13 protein-coding genes are annotated in these 17611 nt (G+C 55.4%); 1 reads left to right on the top strand and 12 read right to left on the bottom strand.

Going from position 1 to position 17611, the window contains the following annotated elements:
• Positions 1–13: 13 nt before the first annotated feature.
• From FAZ14_RS12550 to FAZ14_RS12535, 4 genes are read right to left on the bottom strand one after another with little or no spacing between them, the layout of a single operon-like run.
• Positions 14–1714 carry a dipeptide ABC transporter ATP-binding protein gene (locus FAZ14_RS12550; RefSeq protein ID WP_016943218.1) on the bottom strand — a complete coding sequence of 567 codons (1701 nt, stop codon included), beginning with the start codon at positions 1712–1714 and terminating at the stop codon, positions 14–16.
• On the bottom strand, positions 1711–2622 hold the full coding sequence (locus tag FAZ14_RS12545; protein ID WP_012883217.1) for an ABC transporter permease: 912 nt from the start codon (positions 2620–2622) through the stop codon (positions 1711–1713). The genes FAZ14_RS12550 and FAZ14_RS12545 overlap by 4 nt, the downstream gene beginning before the upstream one ends.
• Positions 2612–3577, bottom strand: a complete 966-nt coding sequence (locus FAZ14_RS12540; RefSeq protein ID WP_016943217.1) for an ABC transporter permease — start codon at positions 3575–3577, stop codon at positions 2612–2614. Before FAZ14_RS12540 ends, FAZ14_RS12545 begins: the two co-directional genes overlap by 11 nt.
• Positions 3555–5180: an ABC transporter substrate-binding protein gene (locus tag FAZ14_RS12535; protein WP_016943216.1), complete on the bottom strand. Its 1626-nt coding sequence runs from the start codon at positions 5178–5180 to the stop codon at positions 3555–3557. Before FAZ14_RS12535 ends, FAZ14_RS12540 begins: the two co-directional genes overlap by 23 nt.
• A 900-nt stretch (positions 5181–6080) precedes the next feature.
• On the opposite strand from FAZ14_RS12535, the gene FAZ14_RS12530 reads away from it, so the two are divergent.
• On the top strand, positions 6081–6536 hold the full coding sequence (locus tag FAZ14_RS12530; protein WP_016943215.1) for a hypothetical protein: 456 nt from the start codon (positions 6081–6083) through the stop codon (positions 6534–6536).
• Between the two features lie 153 nt (positions 6537–6689).
• Here FAZ14_RS12530 and FAZ14_RS12525 read toward each other — a convergent pair whose 3' ends face one another.
• The 8 genes from FAZ14_RS12525 to FAZ14_RS12490 form a co-directional block, all read right to left on the bottom strand.
• The gene (locus tag FAZ14_RS12525) at positions 6690–8564 is read right to left on the bottom strand and encodes a glycosyltransferase family protein (protein WP_016943214.1); all 1875 of its coding nucleotides are present in this window, start codon (positions 8562–8564) and stop codon (positions 6690–6692) included.
• Between the two features lie 28 nt (positions 8565–8592).
• On the bottom strand, positions 8593–9816 hold the full coding sequence (locus FAZ14_RS12520) for a DUF1501 domain-containing protein (protein ID WP_016943213.1): 1224 nt from the start codon (positions 9814–9816) through the stop codon (positions 8593–8595).
• A gap of 13 nt (positions 9817–9829) precedes the next feature.
• Complete coding sequence (locus FAZ14_RS12515) at positions 9830–11776, bottom strand: DUF1800 domain-containing protein (protein ID WP_016943212.1); 1947 nt, start codon at positions 11774–11776, stop codon at positions 9830–9832.
• Between the two features lie 226 nt (positions 11777–12002).
• Entirely contained in the window at positions 12003–12542 is a 540-nt protein-coding gene (locus tag FAZ14_RS12510; RefSeq protein WP_016943211.1) for a YagU family protein, read from the bottom strand.
• Between the two features lie 588 nt (positions 12543–13130).
• Entirely contained in the window at positions 13131–14342 is a 1212-nt protein-coding gene (ubiI, locus tag FAZ14_RS12505) for an FAD-dependent 2-octaprenylphenol hydroxylase (RefSeq protein WP_016943210.1), read from the bottom strand.
• 22 nt (positions 14343–14364) lie between these two features.
• Positions 14365–15543 (bottom strand): 2-octaprenyl-6-methoxyphenyl hydroxylase, encoded by a 1179-nt coding sequence (gene ubiH / locus FAZ14_RS12500; RefSeq protein WP_016943209.1) that lies wholly within the window; start codon positions 15541–15543, stop codon positions 14365–14367.
• Positions 15540–16868, bottom strand: a complete 1329-nt coding sequence (gene pepP, locus FAZ14_RS12495; RefSeq protein WP_153508625.1) for a Xaa-Pro aminopeptidase — start codon at positions 16866–16868, stop codon at positions 15540–15542. The genes ubiH and pepP overlap by 4 nt, the downstream gene beginning before the upstream one ends.
• 38 nt (positions 16869–16906) lie before the next feature.
• Positions 16907–17491, bottom strand: coding sequence for a YecA/YgfB family protein (locus FAZ14_RS12490; RefSeq protein WP_038924998.1), 585 nt, complete (start codon positions 17489–17491; stop codon positions 16907–16909).
• Positions 17492–17611: the final 120 nt, after the last annotated feature.

Raw genomic sequence — 17611 nt, 5'->3', positions numbered from 1 at the left:
CGCTGAAATAACGTCAGGCGTGAATCGCGTTATGTTGTTGGTTAATTTCTACCGGGGCGACGGTGGACAGTAATTGCCGGGTATAAGGGTGCTGTGGTTGATTGAATATCTGTTCCACGGTGCCGTGTTCCACCACGTCGCCGTCTTTCATCACCGCAATTCGATGGCTCATGTGCTGTACCACGCCAAGATCGTGGGAGATAAACACCATCGACAGGTGTAAACGGTGCTGCAACGCCACCAGCAGGTCCAACACCTGTGCTTGCGTGGTGACATCCAGCGCGGATACCGGCTCGTCGCAAATCAGCACCTCTGGCTCTGCCGCCAGCGCTTGTGCGATGGAGATCCGCTGGCGTTGCCCGCCGGATAACGATTGTGGCCGTCTGGCGAGCAATGTGGGTGATAACCCCACCAGTTCCAGCAGGGCGAGAATGCGCTGCTGGCGGGCTTGTGGGCTGAGATCGTGTCGCAGCCGCAACGGTTGCAGCAGGATCTGCTCAATCGTGAACTGCGGGTCGAACGAGCTGAGCGGATCCTGGGTGATGGTTTGAATACGGGCGCGCAGCGGGCGGCGCTCTCGCTCCGCCAGCCTGTTCCACGGTTGGCCGGACAGGCGAACTTCACCGCTGTCCGGTGATTGTAACGCCAGTATCACCTTTCCGAGCGTGGTCTTGCCGGAGCCGGATTCGCCCACAATGCCCAGCGTTTCCCCCCGTTCTACCGCCAGCGAAATATTATTCACTGCGGTCATCCGGCTACCATCCGGGCGCTTAAAGGAAACGGAGATACCATCGACCTGCAACGCCAGCCCGCTCTTTTCTCCTGACTCGCCGACGGAAGAGAGCAGGGTTGAGGCCTGCGCACTGAGCGGGTTTTCCCCCGCCAGCCAGTGACCACGGGTTGCGGCAGTGGGAATAGCGGCCAGCAGACGGCGGGTATACGGGTGCTGTGGAGCGGATAGCACCTGCTGCGCCGGGCCGTGTTCCACCAGCGCGCCGGTTTGCATCACCATCACCCGGTCGGCGACCTGAGCGACAACCGCCAGATCATGGGTTATCAGCAATACTCCGTGGCCGGCCTGCGCCAGCGCGGTAAACAGTTTGAGGATCTGTTGCTGGACGGTGGCATCCAGCGCGGTGGTCGGCTCGTCGGCGATCAGCAGTGTCGGCCCTGCGGCCAGAGCGGAGGCGATCAGTGCCCGCTGGCGCAGACCGCCCGACAGTTCATGCGGGTATTGTGCCGCCCGGTTAGCCGGGTCGGGAATACCGACCTGCGCCAGCAGATCAGCAACGCGAACGGCCACATCGCTGCGTGCTGCCAGCTTATGGGTCAGTAGCGGTTCCGCCACTTCCTGCCCGATGCGCCGTAATGGGTCGAGCGATACCAGCGCATCTTGCAACACAAAGCCTATCTCCCGGCCGCGCACCTGTTGCCATTGCCGGGCGCTCAGGTGTTGCAGGTCGCACCGGCTGCCGTCGTGGCGTACCAGTTCGATGGCGTTCGCCTCAATCTGTGCCCGTTCACCTGCCAGCCCGACCAGTGTGCGGGCGGTGACCGATTTACCGGAGCCGGATTCGCCCACCAGCGCCAGAATTTCCCCCGGATTAACCTGAAACGACAGGTTACGCACCGATTCCACCGGCCCATGCGGGCTGGGGAAGGTCACGTTTAACCCTTCGACGCGTAATAACGGCTGCGAAGCAGACTGACTCATGCCGCCCCCTTAGCCAGAATGGCCTGTAAACGTCGGCCCAGCAGGGTGATGACGATGACCGACAGCGCCACTACGCTTGCCGGGAACAGGCTGACCCAGGGTGCGATATCCAAAAAGTTGCGGCCATCGGCCAGCAGTGCGCCCCATTCAGCGGTCGGTGGCACCACGCCAAGGCCGAGGAAACTGAGCGCGGAGGCGGACAACACCGCATTACCGACGCCGATGGTGGCGAGAATCAACAGCGGCCGCAGGGTGTTGGGAATGATGTGACGCACCACGATGTAGAGTGGGTGTTCGCCCAGTGCGATGGCGTGCTCCACGTAGCCGGAGAGTTTCACCTGCAACACCTGCGAGCGTACCAGTCGGGCATAGCCGGCGACGCCTGAAAGCCCGACCGCCAGGAGTGTGTTTTCCGGGCCACGGCCCAGCACGGCAATCACCAGCAATGCCAGTAACATTTCCGGGAACGCCAGCATGATGTCCAACAGTCGCACCAGTACACGGCGTACTGGCAACGGTGCCAGCGCCGACAGTGTTCCCAGCAGCACACCGCCGACACAGGCAATGAGCATTGCGCCGACGCCGATGCTCAGTGATAGCGACGTACCGTAGACCACACGGGTAAACACATCGCGACCGAGTGGGTCGGTGCCGAACCAGTGACCTGCGCTGGGAGGCTGGAGCACCGCGCCCATGTCCATTTCATCCGGCAGACGGTGCGTGAACAGCGACGGGAAAAATACCGCCAGTAGCAACAGCAACACGGCCAGCGCTGGCAGCACGGTTGCTGGTGCCAGCCAGGGGCGGCGATCAGTGATATCTCTTAAACGGCGTATCCGCATCCGTAGTCCGTTGTCAGTGACAGGCTGGGGGGAGAACGGTTTATAGGTTAACGGTTCACTGCTCATGAGCGTTCGCCTTTTTTCTTAAACGGGGGTCGATCAGTAGATAGAGCGCATCCACCAGCAGGTTGATGACCACAAATAACAGCGCGGATAACATCACCAGTCCCAGCACCAGCGGCATATCGCGGCTTTCGATGGCATGCAGGGTAATCTGGCCGATGCCGGCGCGGCCAAACACAGTTTCGGTCAGCACCGAACCGCTCAGCACTCCCGCCAGCAGCGTTCCGGTCAGTGTAGAGGCGGCCAGTGCGCCGTGGCGCAGGCCGTGGCGAAGGCGCAACCAGGTTTCGCTGACGCCTCGGGTGCGCACCGTCAGTGCAAACGGCTGTGACAACGCCTCTTCCAGACCATCACGCAGTACCTGGCTTAGCAACGCCGCCAGCGGCAGACTCAGGGTAACGACCGGCAGCACCAGTGATATCAGCCCGTCGTTGCCCATCACCGGGAACCATTGCAAGCGGAAGCTGAACACGCTGAGCAGCACGATACCGACCCAGTAGACCGGCGTGCTGAGTAGCGTCAGTTCCAGCCAGGACATCAGCGCCCGTAGCCGGGCATGACGACCGGCGGTCAGCAAGGCATTCACGACAGAGAGCAGCAAGGCCAGTACCAGAGCGCTTATCGCCAGTTGAACCGTTTCCTGCATGGCGTCGCCAATCAAGGCGATGACCGGTTGCCGGTACTGATAGCTGACGCCGAAGTCGCCTTGCAGCGCTTGCCCGCAATAACGCAGGTATTGCATCCACAGCGGCTGATCGAGCCCAAACTGCTTGATCAGCGCGGCACGGTAGGCTCCATCCACCACGTTATCGCCGCCGCTCAGGATAGCGACCGGATCACCAGGGATCAGTTTGACGGCAATAAACGTCAGCGTGGCGGCACCCCAGAGTACCGCCACAATGGTGAAGAGTCGCTGGAGCGCCGTGACGGCCAGGTTACGGTTTAATCCAGACATCATAGAAGTTCGGTTTGGCGTTGGTGGCCCAGCTAATGCCCTGTACTTTCTTCGACAGACCTAATTGGTAGGCCGGGATGAACAGCGGTACCGCGTAAGCCTGATCAAGCAATTCATGCTGGATAGCGCTGTAAAGCTGCTGACGTTCGGCATCGCTGGCACCGATGGCTTTTCTCAGCTTGTCATCCAGTGCGTGGATGCGGCTGAAATTATTACCGTTAGGCGGAATATAGTTGGAATCGAACACGGTGCGCAGGATATCCGGCTCGGCGCGTACGAAGTAGTTGGAGGCGATATCGTAGTCGTTATCGTTGGTGCGGCTGATGAAGCCCCCACCGTCGACCGGATTAAGCTGGACGTCGATACCCGCCTGTTTCACCTGATACTGCACAGCCTGGAACAGGGTGATTTCAGCCGCTTCCGACGAGCCGGTGCTGTAGACGAACTGTACCGTCAGGCGTTTACCGTCTTTGGTGCGATAACCGTCGCTATCTTTGGTTTTCCAGCCCGCGTCGTCCAGCAACTGGTTGGCTTTTTTCAGGTCAAAGCCCCCCAGTGCGGCGGCGGATGGGTCGTAATACAGGGTCGATGGGCCCAGTACGCTGTCGGCTGCTTTTAAGGTACCGAAGAACGCCACTTTGGTCGCTGAAGGGGCATCCACGGCGTGCAGGAAGGCGCGGCGTACGTTGATGTCCTGGAACGGGCCCTTAGACGTATTCAGATAAAGTACACGGTTAACGCCTGGGTTCTCGCGGGTGATCAATTCCAGACGGGTGTCTTTTTTCAAGGCGGTGGCGTTGGCCGGTGGTACGGCGTCAATCGCCTGTACCTGACCGCTGCTCAGAGCGCCGAGACGCACCGACGATTCCGGCAGGTACTTGAATTCGATTCTATCCAGATAAGCTGGACCCGAGTGCGCGGCATAACCAGGCCCCCAGTGGTAATCCGGGCGTTTTTTCAGACGGCTGCCGCTACCTTTGACGAACGATTCCAGAATAAACGGACCGGAACCCACGATAGTGTTGCTGGTATTCGGGGTGTTTTTCAGGTACGTCGGCGACTGAATGCCCAAATACGGTAGGCTCAGCCCCTGCAACAGTGCGGAGAACGGACTCTTGTAACTAATAACCACGGTATAGTCGTCTGGCGTAGTAATACTGTCGATCGGCCCCAACAGCGATTTGGCGTAGCTGGAGGTGGTTTTCGGGTCGAGAATACGGTCCAGATTGTATTTCACGGCGGCGGCGTCCAGTTTGGTGCCGTCACTGAAGGTCACGTCTTTGCGCAGGTGAAAGGTATAGCGGGTATTGTTGTCGCTGATTTCCCAGCGTTCAGCCAGCCAGGGGGTAAAACGGTTGTCTTGCGCCTGTCCGACCAGCGAATCCACCACGTTACGTGCCACCAGCGCGGCCACGGAGTAGGCAGTAATCGAGGGGTCGATAACCGGGGTGTCACTGCCAAGCCCGATATTGAGCGTACCGCCTTGTACCGGGGCCGTCGCGTCTGCTGCTGTTGCGAAAGGCGATGTACTTACCGCCAGAGAGAGCAATCCTGCACTGAGCAAGGATATCCGTGATACTTTGCCTGTCTGAAATCGTATTGCCATTCCCTGAGTCCTCAACAATCTGCATCGTCTGCATGGAAAAAATCTGGTAATAGCCCGGTACTCTAGGAGATCGTCATATAAGTGTAAAAGTATAAAAAATTATTTTTAATGTTCAAAAAGGCATAAAAAGAACAGCAGGACATGAGGAAAGACAGCAGGCCGGACGTCGACATGCAGGTGGTTGTATTATAAAGGATTATATAAAGAGTTGCATAAAAAAGAGGGGGGGCGTGTTGCCAGCAATACGAAAACGCGGAGAGTAGAAGAAATGCAAGAGGAAGTTTTTGTTATAACGTGCTGTTTTTCTTCTGGCGGATTATGTTGCTAATCCCTTGCTGGGGATCTATTGGGGGAGTAGTGACTCTTTTCTTTGAAACAAAAATCTTAAAGTATTAATGAGTGCGATATTATTTATCGTTTGTTATTTGTTTTTATTTTACTTTTCTGTTTCCATTGTTTTTTCTCTATGTAAATATACTGCTTTCTGGTTGTTGTTATTGTTTTTTTCTATCTTATAGTTAATTTAATTTCAAAGGTTGATTACTGTATTTTATTTCTTTGATGATGAATATTTTTTATTTTATATCCCAAATATTCGAATTGTAGGCCAACACGCTCGTGTGTTGAACAACGCAACGTGTTGGCCCTTTAAGGCAAGTCCAGTTAGAGCCTTTTAACACGGCAAGCGAGTGACAAATTCGTTGGAAACGAATTTATTATCAGCCAATGGCTGGCCTTCGGTGAGAGACAACTCTGTCGGTAGCAGAGTTGAGCACAGCTTGCTACGGCCTGAAAAGGGCGATGCTTAGGGATGGCCGAGTAATGAAGCCAACGCACCTACAACTCGAAGTATGAAGGGAATATCCGAATTAATTGTATCCTTTTAAGACAGGAGGTGGGGTGGAATACTCTATTCTTCGTGGTGTGTTTTCTGGTCTGCCCGATTTAAATGATCCTCGCTTTTCAGTGTTTAATGATTTTTATTTGAATAATAAGGTGACGGTGCTGGCATCGTTACCTTGGGTGGTATCAGAAATTATCGAGAATGATGGTTTTGATAAAATGATTGAATTCATTATCAATCATGGCGGAGGACGCATTTATGTCAGCCGGGACTATCCTCTTTTTCTGCAAAGAGTCGGCATGCATCTGTCAAAAAAGACACATGACAAGATGCTATTCCACTCCATGCCCGATAATGTTCTGGATATTCCCTCTTCCTGGGGGATCTATTTAAAATTGCGGAATGTCGTTGTCAGGTTGTTGTTAAGCCAGGGGGTGAGCCAGGAGCGGATTGCACGTGACTTCGGTATAACCAGTCGTGCATTACGCAAGATAGTGGCCGTGAAAGAGTAAGCACCACGGCCACACCGCTATTACTATTAATGGGTAATATAATTACTATTAATGAGTGGTGTTATTACTATCATGCTATTTCATTTGCATTGATGCATTCCGTTTTTCTGTCATTACATTATTTTTTGTTTTTTTATTTATCTCGCTACCATTTTATCTGTCTTGTATGGGGGCCCGTTGATAACGGTGGTGAATAATTCCAGGAGAAAAATAATGACACCACGCCGCGATGAAATAACGAACCAGCATAATGCTCAGCAGCACTGCGGCAAAAAAGAGATAAATATGCTCTCCGGCAGACAGCAGCGTGAAGGTGAGGATCACATTTGCCATCAGCCACCCCAGGAGGAGGTGATCCCGCGATCGTTTCCAGCGTGCTGAAAGATTATTGGGTGTGGCATGGGTGAGCCCTTTTGTTCCCCAACTGATATCGCTGAACTGGGCGAGGGAATAGGTCGTCAGATATAGCGGGAAAAATAACAGGCTGGGTAGGTAATAAAGCGCTATCCGCCACCCTGCATTCGGGCTGTCAGGTGAGGCAAGAGCAATCAGTAAGAGCGGCAGTATAAATAACAGGATTATCGCCAGCGGATAAACCAGCAAGCTGCTGAGGGTGAGTAAGATAGCGGTGAACCCCATCAGCGTCATGGCGATTTGATGAAGTCGAAGCCCGGTCGCGGTGTTGATGCTACATGAACGGCTAAGGACTATCACGCCACACCACAGTAGCAAGATGCTGCCCACCCAGAGGTATTGCACCATGCCCGGTGAGTCGGTAACTAACAGCGATGGTACGACGAGCGCAGCCGAGAGACTCAGCAGCGTGGGGGAAAACAATAACGTGAATAACGGCGTGCAATGCCATAGCATCGCTAGCGTTACCTGGCATTTGCGGCGGTACGAGAGCGCAGCCTCGCGCCAGAGCGCAGGCAGTTCCAGCAAAGCGGAAAAGCGGGCGGCCAGGGTGCTGTTGATCCAGCGACGGCGCTGGCGCATCAATTCTCTCAGTGTGGTGCAGGCATCGGTTTCCAGTCTGGCTGGGGGCAGGTACGTTGTGGTGGCTGGGGTCTCTTTAATCAGCTCAAACCCCAATACCCGGTCTTCCGCCAGGAACTGGTTATGCTCCAGCAACCCTTCCGGATGCAGACCGCGTAAGTAGCGTGTCAGGGGGGATGACCCCTGCGGACCCGGAGCTATCAGCGCGGCATAGCGCATCAGGCTACACTGACCGGGAAGCACATCCATATAGCCAAGGCATTGACTCACTGGCCAGTCGGTGATCTTTTCCCAAATAAAATCAGCATATTGCCAGTTGGTTATCAGGCTGGCGTCAGTCGGTATGGCGGTGGTGGTGTGTGTCGCCAGTGCCGCACAGTCATGGTGTTGTTCCAGATACAGGTACAGGTGGTACAGGCAGTCGTTGTCAGGAATCGAACCGCTATCGATTTGCAACACATAACGCGGGGTGATCACCCGGCAAAGGTGGCGGAAAAACCAGTTGTGCGAATCCAGTTTACCCCGATTGTCGCGTTTCTCTGCCAGCAGCAGTGGTGAGTAGCGGCAGCTTCCTTCCGGTTCGGACGATACCGGCATCAAACCAAACGGTGGCGGATCAGCCAGCGCACTGCGCTGGACGTGCAGGCGGTTGTGAGTCGTGTGGCCCGTATTGGTGGTATCCGACAGGGTAAAACCGGACGATACCAGCCAGCGTCGTGTGTCAGGATGGAGTGCCTCGTCACCGTCGGTGATGAGGCAAATCATCAGGGAAGGGGGTGCGTGGTCATCGCTGTAAGGTGAGGTATGACGGCGCAATACGGCATGGCTGCGTGATAGTGCCGCCAGCGTATCATTGAGTGCTGTCGGCGGCTCGTTATACAGGGTGACGCATACCAACAGGTCACAGGTGCCGGGCAGCGAGGCGTCGTATATAAAATCACCTTCTGATACCCGCTCGTGAATCACGCTGTCGGGTTCTGCGTGGGTGAGTACAGGTTTTTTGATGTGTGGCAGGGGCATGGCGTTATTCATGATTGTCATCCTTGTTATCATCATGAGGTTAGGTGCGAAAGCGCAAAGGTAGAGGTGAAAAACCTTCTTGCTGCAATGGGTTATGCGGTAAGCGCCAGAACTGCGTCACGATGCTGGAATAAAGCTGGCGAAAGTCGGTGGTAAAGGTCGGGTTACCGACGTCATCGAGCCTGTCCAGGTCGGTACGTGAGCCATAGAGGCCGCCGCTCAGTGCACCGCCCAACAGGAATGCCACCCCGCTGGAGCCATGATCCGTGCCACCAGACGCATTCTCCTGCGGTCGGCGACCAAATTCTGACTGCACCAGAATCATGCTGTCCTGCCAGACGCCGATGTCTATCAGGCCCTGACGCAACCCTGTCAGTAGTCTGGCGACCTGTTGCAACAGTGGGCGATGTTGCTCTCGCATCAGCGAGTGCAGATCAAACCCGGATGTGCCTAATTTCAGCACCGGGGTATCCACGCCACAGGCTATCAGCCACAGCAGTTGTGCGCCCTGAATGTAGACCGGCGGCATATAGCCTGATGGCTCGGGGTTGAATAATCGCGCAAATGGATTGGGGCGATTGAGCTTTTGCCGAATGCGCTGATGGATAGTGTGGGTATTTTCTATCAGTGAACGCAGATAATGTGAGGCGTTGTTATCTGTCGGCATCGCTGCCCGTAATGCCATATCGTCGCCAGACCGCAGTGCGTCGGCATCCTGAAGCTCAAGGGCGAAGACCCCCTCCTGATGTATGAAATCGGGCGAGCCGGAGAAAACAATGCCATCGGTATCGTAGCGTCTGGCGGGGTCTTGATTGGCCGCCAGCGTACGGCCTACCCAGCCTGAGCGCGAGCTGAGGTCGGTATTGGCAGTATTCCAGATGGCGGTGGCATCGAAATGCGACAGCGTCGGATGGGGATAGCCGATATCCGAAAAGATGGCCAATTCCCCACGCTGATAAATCTCCTCCAGCTCGACAAGCCCAGGGTTAAAGGCGAAATCATCATTGAGCGGCAGCCATTCGTTGGCCGGAACCGCCAGCGTAGGGCGATAGTGACGATAAAGCGGATCACGATAAGGGATCAGCGTATTGAGGGCGTCGTTGCCACCAAACAGCTCAATGATAATCAACCTGCGCTGGCCGGTTTGCTGGCGTAACGCCTGAAGGTTTTCCGCTAACAACGGCGCAGGCAGCAGCGAGACCAGTGGCAGCGAGCCGAATAATTTCAGCAGGTTTCTGCGGGTGTAATCAGGTGCGGTCATCATAGGTCACTCCCTATCATTTCAGGTTGTAGGCCGGATCGAGGCTCATAATCCGGTACATCTGTTGCTGCAATTCCCTAAGCTGGCTGGTGGATGACGCTTGCATGGGCATCGCGGCCTCATTAGAAAGTACGGGCATCAGCGGCGGCAACGGTGCCTGAGGACGCGGTGATGACGCCGCGTGGGCCTGGGACGCGCGTGGTGCTAACTGCAATCTCGCTGTGCCGTATTCCAGGTTGAAATTCAGAGGGGTTTGTAAGTCTTTCAGTGATGCCTGATCGGCACTGTCCGTGTCATCTAACGAGAACTCCAGCTCGGCGTGGCAATAAAACGATCCGAGTGGCACCCCAATCGGACAAAGGCCTGCGGTGGTATTTACCCAACGCGCCCGGGATGGGTTATAGCGTTGACCATTCAGCGCTATCCAGTTGATAAACAGGTGAGTATCGACGTCCGTTAGCGTAAAACTGACCGTGACGGTTTTGGGGTGTGGCGGCAGTGCGGTACTGGGAATAACGGTGTTTTCCCACATCGGCTTCATGGCGGCGGATTCGTTCGAGGCTTTTTCAATGCCTTGCGTATGCAAACCGGCATTGGCGGTGATCGTGGCAACAGGCTGCTGATTGACGCTCACGCGGAATGTCGCTGGGACGCGGCGATATTCGGAACTAAAGCGAATATGTAATCCGTCGACAGGCTTGTCCGCCAGCAGAGCGGACTGGCCGACAGCCACCCACAGCCGCTCGATAATGCGTTTGCGGTTCGTGATTTGTCCGCTGGTTAACCAACTCAGCCCCCCTTTCCAGCCAGAGACATCCGGGGCGTTGAACGGTTCTTGCCCCAGCACAGCGGCGTAGTCGGTGAGGATACGGTAATCAGGCAGGCGCAGACGAAAGGTGCGGGCAAATCCGACTATCATATCCAGCGGCGATTTGACTAAATTGCCACGATTTTCCTCGGCCCAGAATGCATCGCTTAATAGCAACGCGTTGAGTAGTGCCCGCAAATCATAATGATTGTCACGCAAGATTGCGGCCAGCCGGTGTATTTCCGCCTCATTGGGGGTGAGGGAGACGAACTCGTAATACAGCTTGCCGGCAATACGTTCAGCGGTGCTGGGCTGGCGCAATAATATGTCGACGAGCTGATCAAGTTCATCACTGGCACTTCCCTGTACCGATTGGCCGAGGATCGTTTTTTCCCCGGTATCGCGCTCGTGTTCGTTGACCTGATAGCGCCAGCCGCCTTCCTGGGCGACGGTATGCCCAGCCAGCAGGCGGGAAACTTGCTTCACATCTTGCTCACTGTAATGGCCGATACCCAGCGTGAATAACTCCATCAGTTCTCGCGCCAGGTTTTCATTCGGGTGGGTACGTGTGTTTTTAACGTTATCCAGCCCGCTTAACATCATGGGGTCACGCAAAATACCGCGCAGTAATTCCCGAAAATTGGTGGTGCCGGCATGTCGAAATAGCTGCAACTGGTCATAAAACGGGGCGGAAACGCGGGTGTTCTGAAAGCGCGAAACAAAATGATTGTGCCAGAAGAGTGTCAGGCGTTCGGCAAAGGGCGCAGGCGTTTCAATCATCTCCTGCATCCACCAATCCTGTAACTGGCGCAATTCGTTGATGCGCTGAAACATGACGGATTCTTTCTCCCAGTCTTTATCCCAGTAATTCGGGCGTGGCTGGGAAATATAAAAGGGCAGCTGAAGCGTCTGGGGCGTGTCCAGCGATGCCAGCACGTGTGACACAGCCTGCTCTCTGGAAAGCGGCAACAGTGCTTCGATATCGGACTTACTGGCACCGAAACTGGTGCGTTCAAGTAAATGCCGGGCATCATCAGGTGTGAGTGCATGTGCGTTGCTGCAAAGCAGAAATAACACACCCGCGATGTGAAGATAACTGACAGTGTAACCAAAGAGCCGGTGTAGGAAAGACGTAAGAAAATAGATGGGCATCATGTCGGTGTCCTTAATTGTTAATAATATGTTGCTTCCTGCGACATGATGTGACTGTAAGCTATTTAGGTTTGTGTACCAGGTGGAACTGTTCCCCTGGTCTGCATGAAGGGCGGATGTGATATCTGAAATGGAATGTAGCGGTCGGAACGGCGGTCGAGCGTAAGAGGCAAAAACAGAACGCCCCTAATAGCCATCAGGGGCGGGTAACCGTAATGCGAGTGATAAATCAGTGCGCGTGTTGAGTCGTCAGCGAATCTTCTGACTGGTGGGTGATGCGGTTACGCAAGTCACGACGCGCCAGCTCCGCTACCCAGAAACAGAACATGTGGCCGAAGATTTCTGAGAAGTGCTCAGCGAACGGCTGATCCCAAGGGGCAGGTACAGTACCGAACAGCGGCAGCAGTACAACGTGGAACACCACCCACAGAACCAGACCGTAGAACGCACCCTGCCACAGTTTGATGCGCGGCCAGAATTCTGCGGCTACGCAGTAAAGCACGGTAAACGTAATCGAAAAGCCGAAGTGCATGATGAAACTCATGATCGGTCGCGGGTTGCCATTGAACAGATAGGTCAGATGCGAAAGATCAAACGACATGCCAAGCTGCTGCAGTAATTGCTGGGGCGGGTTGGTCAGATCCCGTTCTGGGGTCCGGGGTGGGAAAGGAATTTCCCAGCCAAATTTGGCTATCGCGCAAATGATGCCGGCAATAATGCCAATCAGCACCGCCAGTATGATCTTTTCCTTTACAGTACGAGCTTGCATGCTATTTCTCCTTGGGAATAAAAAAGAAAAGACGAACAGTGAATGAAACCCCATAGCAGGTTGGTACATGGATAAACCATGACACCTGAATTAGGTTTCGATGCACTTTCCTTTAAATGATTACAATCGCCTTTGTGAAAATCATACGCCTTTATATTTCGATATTCGAGTATTACTCATTCGTGCTATCTCCTTGATGGGGTAATTGTTTTTCTAATTATGAAAAATGTATTCGCTCATTGGTGTGATATGACTATCAATGGGTTATTGTGACGAAAATGTATATTAAATAGCGTATTAAACAGATTGTGATGTTCGTAAAAATCAGTGTGCAATAAATGAATTATATTTTTCTTTGGTTCGGATAATTTCAATTTAAAATAATTAAATGATGTCTGATTAATGGGAGGTAATTGGTTTCATTTATTTTTGAATATATTCATAGTGGCCGTTATCTGATATTCAGAGTGTCGCGATTCAAGAAAACGTCATTCAAGAAAACATCACGCAGGGAAAGGGAAAACAAGGCAGGTATATTGGACGACGGGCTGCGCCATCCTCAATGCTCGCAGCCCGGTTATTGTTAGCTTATCCGGCGTGATCCAGCCATTCAGGCAGGTCGTTAAGTCCCATGGCCTGACGTACCAGCGTTGGCTTGATGCCCGGCAGTGTATCCGCCAGCTTCAGGCCGATATCACGCAGCAGGCTGCCAACCGGGTGAGAACCGGCGAACAGGGTACGAAAGCCCTGCATACTCGCCAGCATCATGGCGGCGCTGTGCTTACGACGCCGCTCGTAACGCCGCAGATACAGATGCTGACCGATGTCTTTCCCTTGTGCCTGTAGCCGTTTCAGCTCGGCGATCAGTTCCGCCACATCCATGAAACCGAGGTTGACGCCCTGGCCTGCCAGTGGATGAATCGTGTGCGCGGCATCGCCCGTCAGCACCAGCCGGTGGGCGGCAAAGCTGCGGGCATAACGTGCGGTAAGCGGGAAGGTCTGGCGCTCGCTCTCCAACTGGCACAAGCCCAAACGCATATCGAAGGTGATAGCCAGTTGTCTGGCAAAGGCATCAGCGGGCAGCTCGCGCAGGTGCTGAGCACGCTCTGGCGGCAGCGACCAGACGATGGAACTCAGATGTGGATCGCTCAGCGGCAGAAACGCCAGAATACCCTCACCGTGGAACACCTGGCTGGCAATCGCGTTATGCGGCTGTTCCGTGCGGATATTGGCGACTAGCGCATGGTGGCCGTAATCCCAAAACGTCAGCGGAATGTCGGCGTGTTGGCGCAGCCAGGAGTGTGCGCCGTCGGCACCGACAACCAGCCGGGCGGTGAGCATGCCGCCGTCTTCCAGCGTAATAAAGGCTTCGTTCTCACCCCAGGCGACCTGACGCAATGTGGCAGGAGCCATGAGAGTGATATCCCGCGACTGGGCCGCCTGTTGCCACAACGCCCACTGGATAACCTCGTTTTCGATAATGTGGCCGAGGTGGGAAAAACCGAACTCCTCGCCGCAAAAACGAATATTACCGAAGCTGTCTTTATCCCAGACATACATGTCGTTGTAAGGGCTGAGTCGCTGTGCGGCAATCCCCGGCCAGACGTTGAGCTTGCGCAGTAACGCTTCACTGGCGGCATTGATGGCGGATACGCGAAGGGCGTGTGGGCCGTTGACCGACGGTTCGGTGGCGGCCTGCTTATCCAGCACTGCGACGCTCAGGCCGCTACCTTGCAGGCCGCAGGCCAGCGCCAGTCCGACCATGCCTCCACCCGCGATAACCACATCAAATGATTGCATAGAGCATGAATTCCTGTCTGTATTAACGTTCTACCCAGCCCAATGTACGCCGCGCCAGTACGTCACGCAGCAGCGGCAAGCTGTTCATGGCCATCAGCCCCAGATTCCGCCCAACTTCCATCGCGAACAGAGAGTTGGAGAAGACGCGCACCAGCCCATCCGTCAGGGCGACGGTGGTGTGCTGATCCGGCTCACGGCGGCGTTGATAGCGTTGTAGTACGGCCTGACTGCCCGGATCCTCACCTTGTGCGGCGGCTGCTACCAGGGTTTCCGCCAGGGTCATCACGTCGCGCAGGCCAAGGTTGAATCCTTGTCCGGCAATGGGGTGCAGGGTTTGTGCCGCATTACCCACCAGCGCCAGCCGATGGCTGATATGCCGACTGGCGGTCGACAGCGCCAGCGGATAGCTATGGCGCTCACCGACGTGGGTGATGGCACCGAGCCGCCAGCCGAACGCCCGCTGTAACCGCTGGCGGAATTGCTCATCGCTCCAGCTATCGACTTCAGCCTGCTGCGATAAGGGATGGCACCACACCAGCGAGCTGCGACCCCGACTCATTGGCAGTAGTGCCAGTGGGCCGTGTTCGGTAAAGCGCTCATAGGCGCGGCCCTGATGCGCTTGCGCGGTAACGACATTCGCGATGATCGCCACCTGTTCATACGGCGTGTGTTGCCACTGGATCCCCGCATGTTGTGCCAGCTGGGAACGTGAACCGTCGGCCGCCACCAGTAACTGCCCTTCAAGGCGCGTGCCGTTGTCCAGCAGCAGCGAGGCGCTATCCGTCTCCCGCTGCAGGCTGACCACCGTGGCCGGGCAATGTAACCGCACGCCTGGCGCATGCTGTAATAACGCGAACAGGCGCTTGCCGACATCGTGCAATTCGACCACATGACCTAACGCGGGGACCCGGTAATCACCTGCCTGCAATTGTACCCGGCCCGCATGGCCCCGATCGCTAACATGTATATGGGTGATAGGCGTCGCGACCGGCGACAGCGTTTGCCAGACGCCAATGGCATCCAGTTGCATACTGGTGCCCTGCGCCAGTGCGATGGCGCGAGCGTCAAAACCGGGATGTTGGCTTTCCTCTGGCGAGCGGGTTTCGACCAGATCGACCGCAAGTTTCCCGCCAGACAGATGGGAGATAGCCAGCGCCAGTGTCGCGCCAGCCATGCCACCGCCGACAATCATGATGGTCATGAAACGCGTCCTGCCGCCCTTGCCATCAGAGCTTCGATCGCATCGGGGTCTTTGACGACGCCGCTGGTCAGCACTTCATTGCCGGTGGTGGTGATCACGATGTCGTCTTCGATTCGGATACCGATGCCGCGATAGGCCGCAGGTACATCGGCGTCCGGTGCGATATACAGACCCGGCTCTACCGTTAGCACCATACCCGGCTCCAGCGTCCGGCCGCGATCGGCGGTGCCGTAATCGCCGACGTCATGGACGTCCATACCCAGCCAATGGCTCAGGCCGTGCATGAAGAACTGACGGTGGGCCTGTTCCGCGAACAGTGTATCGACATCGCCATGCAGGATGCCGAGTTTAATCAGGCCGCGCAGCATGATACGCACCACTTCTTCATTGACTTCGCGGATGCTGCGGCCCGGCGCGAACATCTCTATCGCACGCACCTCAGACTCCAGCACGATATCGTAAATAGCGCGTTGTGCCGGGCTGAATTTGCCGTTGACCGGGAACGTGCGAGTGATGTCACCCGCGTAGCCCTGGTACTCACACCCGGCGTCGATCAACACCAGGTCGCCGTCGCGCATCTGGCTTTCATTTTCGGTGTAATGCAGGATACAGGCGTTCTCGCCGCTGCCGACAATGGTGTTATAAGACGGGTAACGCGCGCCGTGGCGGTTGAACTCGTGGTGGATTTCGCCTTCCAACTGATATTCGAACATACCGGGGCGGCATTTTTCCATCGCACGGGTGTGGGCCAGTGCGCTGATTTCCCCTGCGCGGCGCAGGATGTCGATTTCCGCCGGAGACTTGAACAGACGCATTTCGTGTACCCACGGACGCCAGTCCGTCAGGGTTGCCGGTGCGTTAAAGCCTTTGCGTTTACCGCCGGTACGCAACGTCTCGAGCGCGGCGAACACCAGTTTATCGGCGTGGGCGTATTCGCCCTGCGCGTGGTAGACCACGTCCAGGCCATTGAGCAACAAGTGCAGTTGTTCGCCGATTTCGTTAAATGGCAGAGCCCGGTCCACGCCCAGTTTGGCGGGGGCGGCTTCCTGACCAAGACGACGACCAAACCAGATTTCAGCGGTGACATCACGTACCCGGTTGAACAATACGGTATGGTGATGATTTTCATCGCTTTTAATCAGTAAAAGCGCGGCTTCCGGCTCATTGAAGCCGGTGAAATACCAGAAGTCGCTGTTCTGGCGGTACGGATAGTCGCTGTCCGCGTTACGCTGAGCTTCTGGCGCAGCGAACAGGATCGCCGCGCTGCCGGGTGCCATTTTGTCCAGCAGAGCCAGACGACGGCGAAGGTATTCTTGTGAATTCATTACCTGCTCCTGAAAAGGGCATCAATGCAGCCTGTGTATTAATGCAGCGTCGGTTTTTTTTGCTCCGGCACTGTGCGTACCGGGCGGGTGAATTCGTTATGACACATGATGGCCGCCACCCGCACGTATTCGATCACTTCTTCCAGCGACTGCTCCAGTTCGTCCTTGTCTTCATCTTCGTCGTAACCGAGCTGGGCGATATTACGCAGGTCATCAATCGCTTCTTTGAGTTCCCCCTGCGCTTTGCTAAGACGGGGCTGGACAACACCAAGACCGAGCAGGAAATGGTTGACCCAGCCCGCCAGTGCATCGGCGCGGTCAAAGACGCTAACGTCTTCCTGCGTGTCGTCCGGCAGGTACAACTGGAACATGAAACCGTCGTCTTCCAGCGTATCGCGGGTCACCTGATACAATTGCTGTAACGGCTGGGCCAGCGTTTGCGGGAAAGCCATACCGTCGTTAGTCAATTCAAATGTCAGTGTTTTCCAGCTGTCATCGTGGTTGCCGCCACACAGCATGCCGCTTAACAGGCCGTGCATTTCGGCGGCGGTCAGGGCAACCTGATGCTGGTGCAAAAGCTGGTCGATAGCATCGTAACCGGGGAGTGTATTCTGTATAGACATGAGCATTCATCGTCGTTGGCAGGTCGTTCGTGTTATGCTACCACCAAGCTCCGTTGCTATACCAGCAAGCTCCGTCAGCAGACGTATACCCAATGGATTCAAGCGGCAGGACAACGGGCT

The sequence above is a fragment of the Dickeya oryzae genome, assembly GCF_009372235.1.
In the GTDB taxonomy this organism is placed as follows: Bacteria; Pseudomonadota; Gammaproteobacteria; order Enterobacterales; family Enterobacteriaceae; genus Dickeya; species Dickeya oryzae.
This window is presented reverse-complemented; position numbering and strand designations above follow the sequence as displayed.

Bases quoted from the DNA above. Each gene is read 5' to 3' on its own strand.
- FAZ14_RS12515 (WP_016943212.1), bottom strand. From the start codon at position 11,776: ATGATGCCCATCTATTTTCTTACGTCTTTCCTACACCGGCTCTTTGGT.
- FAZ14_RS12490 (WP_038924998.1), bottom strand. From the start codon at position 17,491: ATGTCTATACAGAATACACTCCCCGGTTACGATGCTATCGACCAGCTT.
- FAZ14_RS12545 (WP_012883217.1), bottom strand. From the start codon at position 2,622: ATGAGCAGTGAACCGTTAACCTATAAACCGTTCTCCCCCCAGCCTGTC.
- FAZ14_RS12525 (WP_016943214.1), bottom strand. From the start codon at position 8,564: ATGAATAACGCCATGCCCCTGCCACACATCAAAAAACCTGTACTCACC.
- FAZ14_RS12510 (WP_016943211.1), bottom strand. From the start codon at position 12,542: ATGCAAGCTCGTACTGTAAAGGAAAAGATCATACTGGCGGTGCTGATT.
- FAZ14_RS12520 (WP_016943213.1), bottom strand. From the start codon at position 9,816: ATGATGACCGCACCTGATTACACCCGCAGAAACCTGCTGAAATTATTC.
- pepP (WP_153508625.1), bottom strand. From the start codon at position 16,868: ATGAATTCACAAGAATACCTTCGCCGTCGTCTGGCTCTGCTGGACAAA.
- ubiI (WP_016943210.1), bottom strand. From the start codon at position 14,342: ATGCAATCATTTGATGTGGTTATCGCGGGTGGAGGCATGGTCGGACTG.
- FAZ14_RS12540 (WP_016943217.1), bottom strand. From the start codon at position 3,577: ATGATGTCTGGATTAAACCGTAACCTGGCCGTCACGGCGCTCCAGCGA.
- FAZ14_RS12535 (WP_016943216.1), bottom strand. From the start codon at position 5,180: ATGGCAATACGATTTCAGACAGGCAAAGTATCACGGATATCCTTGCTC.
- ubiH (WP_016943209.1), bottom strand. From the start codon at position 15,543: ATGACCATCATGATTGTCGGCGGTGGCATGGCTGGCGCGACACTGGCG.
- FAZ14_RS12550 (WP_016943218.1), bottom strand. From the start codon at position 1,714: ATGAGTCAGTCTGCTTCGCAGCCGTTATTACGCGTCGAAGGGTTAAAC.